This window comes from uncultured Methanobrevibacter sp. (assembly GCF_900314615.1).
Taxonomy (GTDB): Archaea; Methanobacteriota; Methanobacteria; order Methanobacteriales; family Methanobacteriaceae; genus Methanocatella.
The window spans coordinates 12541-26884 of the sequence record NZ_OMWA01000009.1; the positions used below are offsets into that span (position 1 = coordinate 12541).

Annotated in this window: 13 protein-coding genes; 5 read left to right on the plus strand and 8 right to left on the minus strand. The window is 32.5% G+C overall.

Annotated features, from left to right (window positions below):
- Positions 1-293: 293 nt before the first annotated feature.
- The 3 genes from QZN33_RS03890 to QZN33_RS03900 all read right to left on the minus strand — a co-directional run bounded on the left by QZN33_RS03890 (position 294) and on the right by QZN33_RS03900 (position 2667).
- On the minus strand, positions 294-800 hold the full coding sequence (locus QZN33_RS03890) for a flavodoxin (protein ID WP_296789639.1): 507 nt from the start codon (positions 798-800) through the stop codon (positions 294-296).
- A gap of 78 nt (positions 801-878) precedes the next feature.
- Positions 879-1178 carry a hypothetical protein gene (locus QZN33_RS03895; RefSeq protein WP_296789640.1) on the minus strand — a complete coding sequence of 100 codons (300 nt, stop codon included), beginning with the start codon at positions 1176-1178 and terminating at the stop codon, positions 879-881.
- Positions 1179-1443: 265 nt separating this feature from the next.
- Positions 1444-2667: an FprA family A-type flavoprotein gene (locus QZN33_RS03900; RefSeq protein ID WP_296789641.1), complete on the minus strand. Its 1224-nt coding sequence runs from the start codon at positions 2665-2667 to the stop codon at positions 1444-1446.
- Positions 2668-2755: 88 nt separating this feature from the next.
- Here QZN33_RS03900 and QZN33_RS03905 point away from each other — a divergent pair, with 88 nt between their 5' ends.
- On the plus strand, positions 2756-3421 hold the full coding sequence (locus QZN33_RS03905; protein ID WP_296789642.1) for a histidinol phosphate phosphatase domain-containing protein: 666 nt from the start codon (positions 2756-2758) through the stop codon (positions 3419-3421).
- Between the two features lie 442 nt (positions 3422-3863).
- On the opposite strand, the gene QZN33_RS03910 is transcribed toward QZN33_RS03905, so the two are convergent.
- The 3 genes from QZN33_RS03910 to QZN33_RS03920 form a co-directional block, all read right to left on the minus strand.
- Positions 3864-4532 carry a 2,5-diamino-6-(ribosylamino)-4(3H)-pyrimidinone 5'-phosphate reductase gene (locus QZN33_RS03910; RefSeq protein WP_296789714.1) on the minus strand — a complete coding sequence of 223 codons (669 nt, stop codon included), beginning with the start codon at positions 4530-4532 and terminating at the stop codon, positions 3864-3866.
- Positions 4533-4539: 7 nt separating this feature from the next.
- Positions 4540-5556 (minus strand): glycosyltransferase 4 family protein, encoded by a 1017-nt coding sequence (locus QZN33_RS03915; RefSeq protein ID WP_296789643.1) that lies wholly within the window; start codon positions 5554-5556, stop codon positions 4540-4542.
- 98 nt (positions 5557-5654) lie between these two features.
- Positions 5655-6485, minus strand: a complete 831-nt coding sequence (locus QZN33_RS03920; RefSeq protein WP_296789644.1) for a DUF4013 domain-containing protein — start codon at positions 6483-6485, stop codon at positions 5655-5657.
- Between the two features lie 231 nt (positions 6486-6716).
- Between QZN33_RS03920 and QZN33_RS03925 the strand changes: the two genes are divergently transcribed.
- Together QZN33_RS03925 and QZN33_RS03930 are read left to right on the plus strand one after the other, a co-directional pair.
- Entirely contained in the window at positions 6717-7418 is a 702-nt protein-coding gene (locus QZN33_RS03925; protein ID WP_296789645.1) for a hypothetical protein, read from the plus strand.
- 25 nt (positions 7419-7443) lie between these two features.
- On the plus strand, positions 7444-9414 hold the full coding sequence (locus QZN33_RS03930) for a phage holin family protein (protein ID WP_296789646.1): 1971 nt from the start codon (positions 7444-7446) through the stop codon (positions 9412-9414).
- 28 nt (positions 9415-9442) lie between these two features.
- Here QZN33_RS03930 and QZN33_RS03935 read toward each other — a convergent pair whose 3' ends face one another.
- A complete protein-coding gene (locus QZN33_RS03935; protein ID WP_296789647.1) occupies positions 9443-10240 on the minus strand; it encodes a hypothetical protein in 798 nt (265 codons plus the stop codon).
- 909 nt (positions 10241-11149) lie between these two features.
- Here QZN33_RS03935 and QZN33_RS03940 point away from each other — a divergent pair.
- Entirely contained in the window at positions 11150-12673 is a 1524-nt protein-coding gene (locus QZN33_RS03940) for an MFS transporter (protein ID WP_296789648.1), read from the plus strand.
- Between the two features lie 266 nt (positions 12674-12939).
- On the opposite strand, the gene QZN33_RS03945 is transcribed toward QZN33_RS03940, so the two are convergent.
- Positions 12940-13392: a DUF308 domain-containing protein gene (locus tag QZN33_RS03945; protein WP_296789649.1), complete on the minus strand. Its 453-nt coding sequence runs from the start codon at positions 13390-13392 to the stop codon at positions 12940-12942.
- Positions 13393-13879: 487 nt separating this feature from the next.
- On the opposite strand from QZN33_RS03945, the gene QZN33_RS03950 reads away from it, so the two are divergent.
- Positions 13880-14332 (plus strand): DUF308 domain-containing protein, encoded by a 453-nt coding sequence (locus tag QZN33_RS03950; RefSeq protein WP_296789650.1) that lies wholly within the window; start codon positions 13880-13882, stop codon positions 14330-14332.
- Positions 14333-14344: the final 12 nt, after the last annotated feature.

The following is a 14344-nucleotide window of genomic DNA, read 5'->3' on the forward strand; positions in this document are numbered from 1 at the left end:
ATTACAATAAAATAAATTATTTTCAATTAAGATATTTTTCTTAACAAAAATTTCAAGTTAGTATCTAGATTGTTCAAATAATATTCCATCATTTTTTAAATATATTTAAAACTTACAACTAATTTATAAAATATTTTTAACAAATTGATGAAATTTTTCTCTTAAGCCACAATATTAATAAAATGTTAATTCAAAAAAAATATTAAAAGATTGTTCAAATATGAACCCAAATCCATGATGAATCTATCAACATGAAAAAGAAAAGTAAAATGAAAAAAAAAGAAAATTAAAAATTATTTTTCAATCCATGCTTTTACAGTGTCCTTTGCACCGTAAACATTTGCACCGGGAATTGACAATCCCTGTTTTATCTCAGCACCTTCACATAGCTTTGCCAAATCCTTTTGTGATGAACCGAAACCTGATCCTTCATGAGTTACAAACGGCTTTACGGTTTTTCCTGCAAAATCCAGCTGTTCCAATTGGGTAAACATTGGCATTGGAAATGTTCCCCACCAGTTTGGAAAACCTATGTAGATTGTATCATACTGATCAATGCTGTCTAATGTCTCTTTTATTTCAGGTCTTGCATCTGCCTGCTGTTCTTTTTTAGCCACATCAATACATTTCATGTAATCTACAGGATATTCTTCAGCAGGTTCGACTTTAAAGAGATCTGCACCGTCCAATTCCTGAATGTATTCTGCAATGACTTCGGTGTTTCCTTTTTCAATGTCTTTAAGTTCACCGCCGAAGTAGTTTTCACCGCTTCTTGAAAAATAAATTACTAAGCTTGACATAATAAAACCTCTTTAATTAATATTATAATAAGTATGCTATTTAAATGTTGTTATTCGCAACAATTTTATTTAGGTTTACTAAAAAAAGGCCATATAACTGATATTTTTGGCAATCCTAAATAATAATAGCTTTAAAAAATAGTATAAATTAATATTCTCATGTGGATTATTTAAAGAATTTTGTTCATTGGCTGATGACCCATAAATTCTTTCCACACTTCCGTTCGTTTTATCAAAATTTTCAATTTCATCATTTTGTATAGAATATTTTTCCTGTGAAATATCAATTTCGTACTGACCACTAGAGATACCCAAATCATGCGTTATCGTTGAATTATCAATATTTTGCGCACAAATAACATTTAAACCTAAAATCATAATCATTAAACATATAAGCATCATTAATAGCTTTCCTTTCTTGATATTTTCACCCCCTTTTATAATTAATTTAAAAAAAAAGAGGAACAAATTAATATGCTAAGCATAGCTATTTGTTCCTCATATAAAATTTAGGCTAACCTAATATATAAAAGTTTAGGTATACCGAAACAATTTGCGAGTATAAAAACTAAACATGAAAAGAAAATCAGATACAAAAAAATATACAAATTAATAAAAAAAATAGAAAAAAGAATAAACTCAATTATTCTTTAATTGAACGAGCAAGTTCTGCACCTTTTTCGAATGCTTCAGCCATTACATCCTCATCAGGTACAAACAAAACATCCAAAGTATCGGTTACAGTAAAACCTGCAGTTTCCAAATCGTTCTGGAGTTTTGCAACTGCTCCTCCACCCCAACCTTTGGATGAAAAGATTAAAGCGTTTTTCTCACTGCCGGTTCCCTTGAAGTTGACACAGTCAAGCCAGTACATCATGTTACCGATTCTTGGGAAAGGCTTGTTCATCATGGTAGGAGCACCTAATGCAATAGCTTTGGAGTCCAAAATGTCTGTAATTACATCATCAGGACCGTCTTCCTGCATGAAGTACATTGCAACTTCAACACCTTCGCTCATAATACCTTCAGCAATTTGATAAGCCAATTTCTCGGTTGAATGGTGCATTGTATCATAGATAACTGTGATTTTGTCTTTACATACTCCTGATCCCCATTCACTGTATTTTTCAACGATTGGAGCAGGGTTTTTCCAGATTTGACCGTGACATGGTGCAATCATCTTGATTTCATTGATGAGTCCAGTGTTGGTTAACTCATCAAGTTTCATACGAAGCATTGGAGATCCTAATGTTACAAGGTTAGCATAGTATTTCTGTGCTTCTCTTAAGAGATATTCCAAATCATAGTCTTCATCAAATCTTTTTGAACGTGCAACGTGCTGTCCGAATGCATCGTTTGAGAACAATATTCCTTCTTCAGCTAAAAATGTGAACATGCTGTCAGGCCAGTGAAGCATTGGAGCGGAAACAAATTTCAGGGTTCTGCCTCCGATGTCAAGTTCATCGCCTGTTGCAACTGCATTTATTTCTAAATCTGAGAAGTTATGATACTGTGCTTCCAAAAAGTTAATACAGTTTTGTGATGCATAGATTTCAGCATCAGGATTGTACTGTTCAATAGTTTGTCTTAAGAAAGTGGAATGGTCCATTTCAGAGTGATTTTGAACAAATACATCAATCTTGAATTCTTTTCCTTCCTGTTCGAATGCGTCTTTAACTCTTGCATCGAACTGTTCAAACATTCCTCTGTAAACGTTATCGATTAATACGGTTTTTTCTTCACCAAATACAAGGTATGCATTGTAGGTGGTACCTGGAATTCCATATCCGTGGAAAGTTCTGCTGTGCCAGTGGATTACACCAACCCAATAGACACCATCTGCTATTTTTACTGCTTTTGCTTTCATATTAATAACCTCAAAATAATTTAAGTTATATAAATATATATTCTATATTCTATATAAATTAGTATATTAAATACTAAGAGGTCATATTTTGAACAAAAGAATCGATTTACATATGCACAGTCTCTTCAGTGACGGGGAACTTCTGCCGTCTGAACTTGCAAGAAGAGCACTGAAACTAAACCATGAAGTTATAGCAATTACAGACCACGTGGACTGGTCAAATGTAGATACAATTCCAGCAATTCAGGACGCAATTGATGATATCAATGCAAACTGGGACATTACTGTTGTTTTAGGTGCTGAGGTAACCCATGCACCATGCGAATCCATTGACGGAATTGCTGCAAGAGCAAAAGAATTAGGTGCAAAAATCGTAGTTGTACATGGTGAGACATTAAATGAACCGGTAACTCCCGGAACAAATCGTGCAGCTGTTGAATCCAAACATGTTGACATTTTAGGCCATCCTGGTCTGATAACAAAAGAGGAAGCTGAAATAGCTTTAAAAAATGATATTTATCTAGAAATTTCAGCACGTAAAGGACACTGTCTCGGTAACGGTCATGTTGCAAATATTGCACGTGAAGTGGGAAACAAGCTCTTGGTTGATACAGATACACATGCGCCAGGAGATTTGATTACCTTTGATAAATCCTATGAAATAGCGTTAGGTGCGGGATTAAGTCATGATGAAGCTATGAAAGCTATTGTTGATAATCCTCGTGAGCTTTTAAAGTCAAAAGGAATTTTATAAAATTTATGTAAAGATTATCTTTTTGCTTGAAGAAATTGCAAATTTAACCAAACATTTAACACAGATAGTTATAATACTTTGAGATGAAAAAGATAATCTTTTTTTAAATCCACCATTTGATTATTACAATTTTAATATCCTGCTTTCTGAAAGTCATTTAAAAAAAAAAAAGTCTTCATCTTTAGAATATAAACCTGTTAATTTCAATTGATATGGATTTATGATTATTAAAAGACAGTCTTTTTATTAATTGCCTACAGTTTTTTCAAATCTGATACATTTTGGATTTAATAGTGAGTTATTGATCATACTTGCATACATATTAATCATTGAACAGGCATTTGAGTGATTAGACTATATATGAAATCTCATTTAAAAATCTTTGGGAAGAAATGAGAACAATTACATACTCAGACAATTTATCAGTTAAAAAGAAAAATAATTATTTTAAAACTTTATAAGTTAAAATCAAATCCTTTCCAAGAGAATATGAATCAACCAACTCTAATCTGACAGCTTCATCCATCAAATCAAAGCCTTCACCATCAAAGAAAGTCTTTGAATCTGCTCCCCCTACAACCATAGGAGCAACGCATATTCTTATCTCATCAATAAGACCTGCTTTTATCATTGAAAAGTTGAGAGTAGCTCCACCTTCAAGCATCAGCTTTTCAATCCCCTCTTCATGAAGATAGCTCATAAGTGATGTCAAATCGACCCTTTCATCACCGCTCCAAAAAAATTTAACTCCTTTCTTTTTAAAGTTTTCATACCTCGCAGAAGCTAGAAAATCTTCTTTATACTCATTAGCACATGCAATGATGGTTTTTGCATCGCTGTTGGTTATCCTTGCCCCGTCAGGAGTTCTGCATTTGCTGTCAACCACAACACGTACGGGATTATCTTCGGGATTTGCATCGATTTTGTGAACAGTGAGTCTTGGATCATCGGCTAAGACTGTACCTATTCCAACCATGATTGCATCGCACTGCTTTCGAATCTCATGAACCCTTTTTAAATCTTCATCGCCGGAAATATTGGAGCTTCCGGTTTTTGTTGCAATTTTACCGTCCAGTGTCATTGCCGCATTCAATATTACGTAAGGTCTCATCATGTTATCATCCCATGTGATAGAACATTTCCTTTATCTGGAGGAAGTTCATTAAAGTCTGGTTTTCAAGCATTCCAGGCATTATTAAAGCAACAATAATACCCAATATACCAAATACTATTCCGATTGCCCAGATGATTTTAACCGCATTCTTCTCAGCAATTGGTTTTCTTAAAATAAGTCTTATTAATGATTTGAAACCGACATCCGGCCTTACCAGTTTTCCTTCATCGTTTAGCTGTGTAGGTTTTTGCTGGGAGCGGTTCATTACACCTGCAGAGTAGAATTTTAAAGCCGCATCGATAATGTTCGGCATCAGTACAATAAGCGCAATAAGTTTTACCCTTCCGATAAATGCAATACAGACTATAGCTGCTCCGATAATAAGTGTACCAGTATCGCCCGGGAAAATTTTAGCAGGATATCTGTTAAAGTATAGAAATGCAAGAAGTGCACCGAGCATACTCATGGAAATGATTGTAACGTCGTATTTTCCCAAAAGGATACATGCAATGGTCAGTGATGTCATTGAGATAACGCCCAGACCTGATTCTATACCGTTTAAACCTGCAAGCATGTTTGTCAGATTTGATCCGATTGAAAGTGCAATAGGCATTGTAATCAGATATAATATACCAACATTAGGCGGTGCAGCCCACATCAGAGGAAGACCTGCGATAAAAAGCAAAAAGAACTTGGATTTTGATGAAAGTGCTAATAAATCATCGAGAATACCTATCATTCCTACAAGAAGTATTACAACAAGCACTATAACAAGCGGAAATGCCAGAATGTCGTGCATGTAGATTCCGGAAAACATTCCAAGTACAAATCCGAATATGATACCGAATCCTCCCATTTCTGCAACAACCGGCTTCCAGGATTTATGGATATCTTTTCCAACAATATCAGCTTCTTCAAGCTTTTGAATAATTTTCGGCATGAATAATCTGGTCATTGAAAAAGACAGCAATCCGCAGATTATTGCTATTACGTATAAAGGAAGTTGTGGTAAAATCATCATATTTAATTATTTAATACTCATTATTAAAAAAAGTAATTATTTATATAATGATGCATCTCTGCATTTAAAAAAAAAGAAAAAAGGTATAGCTTAAAAAATTAAGCTATATCAGAATATAATAACCCGACTGCTCTTTGAGTAAACAATACAAGATACGGAGTTATTATAATTGAAAGGAATGATAAAATAGGTACGATATTGAAGATAGCGGATAAAACAAAGTTGACAACAAAAATTACAACCATCACTAAGATTATCACTATTAATACTTTAGCTATACCAATCCTTTTGATGTCTTTTGCAGATTCAAAAATGCTTAAAGCTTCAAATAAATCACCAGTATTTGCTAATCTTGCCTGAGCCATAACTTCAAGGAATGAAAAGACTACAAATACGATTACAGCAACTGTTAAAGTGATTGTTAAAGAAATAATCAAACCGACTATTGCATCGGCCATTGCACCGAATACTAAAACAGAAAAGTCTCCGGTGGTTATAACACTTAAAATCTGTGCTAAAAGTCCTTCAAATACTATCCAAATTTTACCATAAATATCTGTTACTAATCCTGTAAGTAAAACAATTAAAGCCGGAATTAAATAGTATACGAATGATACTACAAAACTGTAAAAACCGGTGATAAAGTCTTCCCACCAATCAAATCCAGGAACTTTATCGTCAAGATTTATACCGGATTTAATAACACTGATTGAATAACCGGACATCAACCATCCGATTACCATTGCAATTATTACTGCTATTCCACCCCACATGAAGCATTCAGGAATAATAATTCCTAATACATATACTCCAATTCCAACAGTAGCAAAAATTGATGATACTATTGACAGAAGAATATAAATTGCTAGCATTTTAACATCTTTAGTCGGGAATGTAAAAGCGTCCTTAATTATTTCCATTACTTCCATATTTTCACCCATTAACTTAATTTATTTCACTCTTAATAAGAGACAATAATATATATCTAAAAAGTACTATTTAAAGTTGTTTAACAATTTATAAGAAAAATAAATTTTTAAAATTATTTTTAATTAATTTTTATATACAATAAAATACAACCTTAAATATATAACTGTTTTATTCAGCAAATGTGATTGAAAAAAATACTTGTTAGTCAAAAAAATAATGAGGGAGTGTTAATGGAGAGAAAAAAATTAATTATAATAGCTGTAATACTTTTAATAATTGCTGCAGCAGCCCTTTTTGTAATACTTACAACAGTTCATTATGAAAAAATTGAAATAACACCGAACGGAACCACTATAGACGTTCCGGCAAATCAGACTAAATATAACGGAGAATACGAAAGTGCCAAAATCTGGAACTGGAACAGCGGAATACTCCTAACATACAACAGCAATGCAGACAACAATCTTATCAAAGTAACCGAATTGGGTTTCAATACGGCAAATGACTTAATAAAAAAAGGAGAAAGAGAGGATGTTGACGGTTTAACATGTTATATTATCAATGCTGATCAGCTGTTGGAAATCCACATATTTGACATAATTAAAGTTAATTACAACGGCAAATTCTATTGCATACCTCTGACTAATGAAACAACACATGACAATATCATAATATGCTGCAAAGACAAAAACATGGCTGTGCATATGGCCAAATCAGTACAGTACAAAAATGTTTATCCCGACAAACCTAAACTGGACAATGCCGTTTCCGGCGTGAAAAACATGACCGATGATTTGCAGTCAAAGGCAACAGATTTAGTAAACAATAACAATTTAAGCAACGTCAAATCCACAATTGAAGAACAAACCGGAATTAATTTAGATGATGCTAAAACAGAAATAGAAAAATACACAGAACAATTACCCATATAATTAAAATAATGATAACGTGATTGATATGGAAATTATTAATGAAAAACAGACCCCAAAAAGAAGCTTGAAAAGAAGTTTAATCGTATTTATTGGAAATATCATAGGAATATATCTGATAAGTATTTTAGGACTGGGAGTTGAAATCAGCCATTCAGGAGACATAATGCTTTTAGTGCTGTTCTTAGGAATTATTAATGCTATACTATGGCCAATATTAACAAGAATAGCTATGCCGTTTTTAGTTTTAACATTCGGTGTAGGGACATTGATACTGAACGGAGTGCTGCTTCAGCTTTTAGCACCAATGTTTGGAATAGAAATTAAAGGTGCTGCACTTATTCTCGCACCGCTGGGAATGGCTGCCGTTACAACCCTGCTTTCAACATTAATAACCATTGAAGACGACAGTTCATATTACAGAGCTGTTTTAAACGATGCTGAAAAGAAAAGAAAAAGCGACGTCAAAGATTATCCTGGAGTGATAATTGTTGAAATTGACGGACTTGCTTATGATGTTTTACGTGAAGCTGTTGAAAAAGGCGACATGCCTACCATGAAGGAAATGATTGAAAGCAACGATTACAACCTCAGAATGTGGGAAACCGATCTTTCGTCACAGACAGGTGCAAGCCAGGCGGGAATCCTTCACGGAAACAATGAAGGCATCGTCGCATTCAGATGGATAGAAAAAAGCAACGGCAATCAGATGATGCAATGTTCAGGAATCACTAAAGTGCCTGAATTGGAGCAGAGAATTTCAAATGGAGACGGTCTGCTCGTGGACAACGGAGCAAGTAGATCCAATTTATTCTCAGGAGATACCGACAATGTGATTTTTACATTCAGTAAGATTATGGATTTCGGCAAACTCTACAATAAGGCATGGTATTCTGTATTTTCCAATCCAAGTAATTTTGCACGTATAATTGCCCTGTTTCTGGCAGATATTGTACGTGAAATCTGGTCACAATTCACACATTCCGTGAAAAATGTCAGACCAAGAATTAAACGTGGAATTATGTACATTCCAACAAGAGCCGCTACAAATGTATTCATGAGAGAAATCAACACTTCAACTTTAATCGGAGACATGATGGTTGGAGACGTTGACGTTGCATACTCAACATACCTCGGTTATGATGAAATAGCTCACCACTCAGGAGTCAGAGACAGTGACGCATGGATAGCATTAAGGCAGATGGACAAACAGATTAAGCATTTAGTCGATGCAAACAAGTACTGCCCTAGAAACTATCAGTTCGTAATTCAGTCAGACCACGGTCAGACAAACGGTGCTACATTTACCCAGAGATACGGTCAGACATTTGAGGACTTTGTAAAGTCACTTCTTCCTGAAGACATGACAATGTTTGCAAAAATGACATCAAACGACGACCACTTTGTAGGGGATTACACTCCGTTTGCAAGAAAAGATAAAAAAATAGAAAAAGAGAAAAAAGAAGCAAAAGAATTAAGTGACTCTGAAGTCATCGTACTGGCTTCAGGTAACCTTGCAATGATTTATCTGACCCAATGGAGTAAAAGACTGACCTATGAGGAACTTAACAGCTATTTCCCTGAACTGATACCTGGACTAATAAACAATGAATATGTCGGTTTTATTTTAGTCAGATCCCAGGAACACGGAGACCTTGCAATCGGTAAAAATGGTACATACTACCTCGACAGCGATAAAATTGAAGGTGAAAATCCGCTTAAAGGATTCGGAGACAATATCGTCAGACATTTAAAAAGAACCAGCTCATTTGAACACACACCGGATATCCTTGTTAACAGTTTTTATGATGAGGAAGCTGATGAGGTATGTGCATTTGAAGAACTTGTCGGAAGCCACGGTGGAGCAGGCGGAGACCAGTCAAAACCGTTCATACTCTACCCTTCAAGCTGGAATGTAAGTGATGATGATATTATCGGTGCAGAAAATATTTATAAACTTATAAAAGAGAATTTAGCAGAATTAAAAAAATTGAAATAAATAAAAGGTATGGAATTTAATCCATATCTTATTCTTTATTATTTTTAATCAATGATTCCAATTCATCCAAACGTTTATTTAACTCTTTTTCACGTTTTTGGCTATGTTTAAGTAAAATTGCAGCAGTTAACGTAGCAGTACCTACACCGGATATGATGTATCCTCCCCAAACTAAAAGGATACTTATTAATTTACCAACACCTGAATTACCAAGTACAGCATAACCGTTACTTGTAAATGCATTTGAAACCATAACTGCAGAATTTAAAGGTTCAACACCCTCTGCAAATAATGTTACAACGAAACTGAAGAATACAATGGAGAATAATAGCATAATAGTAATTCCAAGACCGTTTGTCTCGGTATATTGTCTGAATTGGTCGAAATACATCTTAATGAAATATGCATATACAAGAATATGAATCAGATAAATCGGCCAGAACATTAGAAATTCGCCAAAAACAAGGAATACCAATGATTCATAAGGCACCATGAGGAAGAACAATATTTTATTGTTCCAGGAGCTATAATCCAAAGTTAAAGCAACATATAATGATATAAGAATTTGTAAAACCGCAATCGGAAGTAACTCTTTTCCTTCAAATATCATAATGTATAATATGAAAACAAAGAAAATCAACATCATGACCAAATAATAAACCTGGTTTAATGTTTCAAGTTCCTGTTCGGGGAAATATTCCTTTGGATTAAAAAATCTGCTGTTACTGTTAACCAATTTATTAAAAATTAATTTTCCAACAGCAAACAGCACACCAAACACTAAAATTGGAATAATCAGTTCACCTACAATCTTCAAAATTTCCATATTAAGTATTTTTATCAGTACTTATATTTAATGTTTTAATCTATTCACACCATTACATGATTTATACATGAAAAATGAACAGTTTAAGAAAATACAATTTTTAATGCATTGTCAAACAATTTTAACACTACTATAAGAATAAATTATTTTAATTTACTATAAACTAAACTATCTTAATGGAATTCGTTCAATGACATATAATTTTAATGCAATTTTTCAGATGTGCAGTTACTTAGAACAACAAAGTATTAAAGAAGCATGAGAATTTCGTACAAAAATGTTAAAAAATCATCAGTATAAATTAATAACAGTTATTTAGCTACAATTAAAAGTGATATGAGTTTTAAAAATGAAAATATTTTAAATATAATGTAGATTAAAATTATAATTAAAAAGAGCAGATTAAATTTTAAAAAAGAAATTTTCTAAAAAAAAAAACACATGATGGAGGCTATACAATGATTGGAAGCATGTTAATGAATTTTATTAGAATCTTAATAATAGTTTTTATAATATATGCAATATTTAAAGGCTTAAAAACAGTATTAAAAATAGCAATAATTCTATTTGTTATTTCTATAATATTGGGATTTTTCGGATTCTAAAATCCCACTTCCTAAACTTTTTTTCAGTATGTTTACATTATATCACAAACACCAAATTATTATAATTTTTTATGAAAAATTTTAATTTAAATGTACAAAAATTGACATTCATCAGAAATTTTTCAAAGAAGATTAATCAGAACAAATTAAATGAAAATTAAAGCATTACATATTTTAAATTTAAAAAAAGTACAAAAATATTTTAAATAGGAAAGATAAATGATAAAATATGGTATAATAATTGAACATATCATAAATTGAGAAAATAACATGATTAAACTTAAAAAAATGGAGGATAATTAAAATGAATGTAACAAAAAAGGAAGCTTCATGGGGTGCACTATTAATTATAGCTCTAGCTTCATTTATTGTAGCTTTGGATGCAACATTCATGAATGTAAGTATTTCTCAGGTCGTTGCTGATTTGAATACAGATGTAAGTACTATTCAAATGATCATGTCTTTTTATACACTCATTACTGCTGCATTCATGCTTTTAAGCGCAAAGTTACAGGATATCGTCGGGAAAAAGAAACTATTTTTAATAGGTACTGCACTTTATGGTGTCGGAACATTTACAGCATCAATAAGTGCGAATTCAACAATGTTATTTATCGGATGGTCTGTAATTGAAGGTGTTGCCGGAGCATTAATGTTGCCTGCTACAGTTTCACTTATCAGTGGAACATACAGCGGTGAAAAACGTACAGTTGCTTTGGCAATTGTGGGAGTTATGGGTGCAGTTGCAGCTGCTATCGGTCCGCTCTTCGGTGGAATCATGACAACATTTCTCTCATGGAGATACGGATTTGCAACCGAATTAATAATAGTTTTCATAATATTAATAATGAGAAATAAAATACCAAATTTCGAACCTACTGAATCTAGAGAAGATTTGGATATTACCGGTGCAATAATTTCATTTATAGGTCTGGTATTATTAGTTCAAGGTGTTTTAACACTTTCAAAAGATATCACAACCAGTATAATTATAGTTATTCTGGGATTAGTTGCATTAGCAATCTTTGCATTATTTGAAACAAGAAGAAAAAGAAACGGTGATGTGCCGTTATTAGATATGGACTTATTTAAAGACAGAAATTTACGTACAGGAACTGCAATTTTATTATTAAGTTTCCTTTCAATGGGAGGAGCATTATTTGCGGTATCACTGTATCTGCAGAACGTATTACAGTTAAATGCATTTAATACTGGTATAACTACTCTTCCAATGACTATAGGTCTGCTTGTATTTGCTATTTTTGCTCCAAGTTTATCTAGTAAATGGGGTCATAAAGCAGTTATGGCTATAGGATCTATAATGGCAATCGCAGGATGTCTGCTTTTAAGCTATCAATTCAAGCTTGATGCAACATTCTTTACTTTACTGCCTGGACTCTTAATATTAGGAGCAGGACTTGGATTTAACATGTCATTATGTACTGATATTTCCATATCCAACATCCCTGCAGAAAGCCAAAACAACGCATCCGGTGTTAATTCAACCGGTCAGTCATTAGGTGAATCAATGGGTACAGCAATTATAGGAATAATTCTAATTCTCGGATTTATGGGAGGTGTTTCTCATGCAGTCGATGTATATGCACCTCAACATTCAGGAGACGAACACTTCCAACAAGTTGTAATTGAACAGTTCCAGAAGGTAGGTAATATAAACGATATTAAGTCAGATCAAACTGTAGTTCAAATTGTAGACACAGTTATTCAGGAAACCATGGCCTTTGTAATGCAGATTACGGCTCTGATAATGGGTATTGTATTTATTCTAACGCTACGGCTGCAGAATCCAAATATTAAAAAACAATGAGAGTCCCACTCTCATTTACTTTCTTTTTTTTGAATTTTTTACTAATTTTCCACTAATCTGTAAAAAGCATTAGAGATTAAAACATTATATTTTAAGCAAAACATAATTAATATAACATGAATGACCGGAAACCATCATTTTATAATATCTGCAATTAATTTAATTACAGACAGTTAAAAAAAAAGAAAAAAAAGTATAGCTACGTATATAGATAAATTTTTAAAAATAAAAAAATAAAAGCAATCGGAAAGATTGCTTATTGACTTCTATTCAAGATATAAACTTACACCTTTAACGATTAAGCTTACTCCTATAAGGATTGGAGCGAATAAAGGCTGATCGATTGAAAGTCCTCCAAGAACAAATGAAATAATACCGAATATTATTATCAAGATAGAAGCGATTTTTGACATTTGCGGACCTGAGAAAAGACCAGTAATACCTGCTAAAATCATTAGGATACCAATGACATAGAACTGCAGTGAAAACAGAATTGCCAATGCCGCAATATTAAATGTAAATGCAAACCCAACTATAATAGCCAGAATACCAATAATAATATTGAATGCTGTAAATCCGCTTAATATCAATACTATACCAAGGAATACTAAACTTAATCCAATAAGAACAGTCAATGCTACTGAACTAAAAATAGGACAAATTATAAAGATTAATCCTAAAATAATGGCTAATATTCCTGAAGCTTGATTTCTTTCCATGTTTTTTTCCTCCCATAAATTGTTTTGTTCACTATCCAAGTGAAAAATATAAAAATCCAAAAAGCAAAATGCTTCTTAATTATTATTTATCTTTTTTCAGTATATAATTATTATTACATGCATCATAGAAAATTTAGATTTTACCATGAAATTTTTTATTTATTATTTTAAATATGAACGCAATCATATAATTTCAGTTAAAAAAATATATGCCTGTAATTTTTTATACAACTTTTGCAGAAAAAATTAAAAATATAAAACACTGAACTAATTTTCTTGGTTAATTTAAATTTAAATACAATTTTGACAATCCAAATTAAATTTTGAGTCCATACAATGAAAAAATCAACTAAAATATCTTGAACAATAACACTAATAATTAAATACTTTTAAATAGATAATTAAAAATAATAAAAGCAGTTTGCTTTTTGAATTTTTAAGTATTGCCTTGAAAAAGGGAATATAACAATTTTATGGGAGGTAAAACATGGAAAGAAATCAGGTATCCGGAATATTGTCAGTACTCTTAGGGTTAATTTTTATTATATTCCCGACAATTAGTTCTGTAACACTTTCAGTTCTTATCGGAGTAAGCTTAATATTCTTAGGTATATCATTCATACTGGGCGGATTTTCAGCATTCAATATCATTATTGGAATTCTGGCCATCATATTCGGGTTATTGTTCACATTTAACTTTTCTGCAGTGTCATTCCTTTTAGGATTACAATTCTATATCATTGGTATTCTAATGATTATAGCAGGTATTCTTGGTCTTCTTTCAGGAACACAAGTATCTAAAATCTTTTCAGTATTGATGATAATCTTAGGTATAATCTCATTTGCTCTTGGAGGATTATCACTCGACCAGCCAATATTCGCTGCAATTCTTATCGGAGTAGCTTTAATCGTTCAAGGTATAAGATTATATTTGGAATAGAAACATGAATAA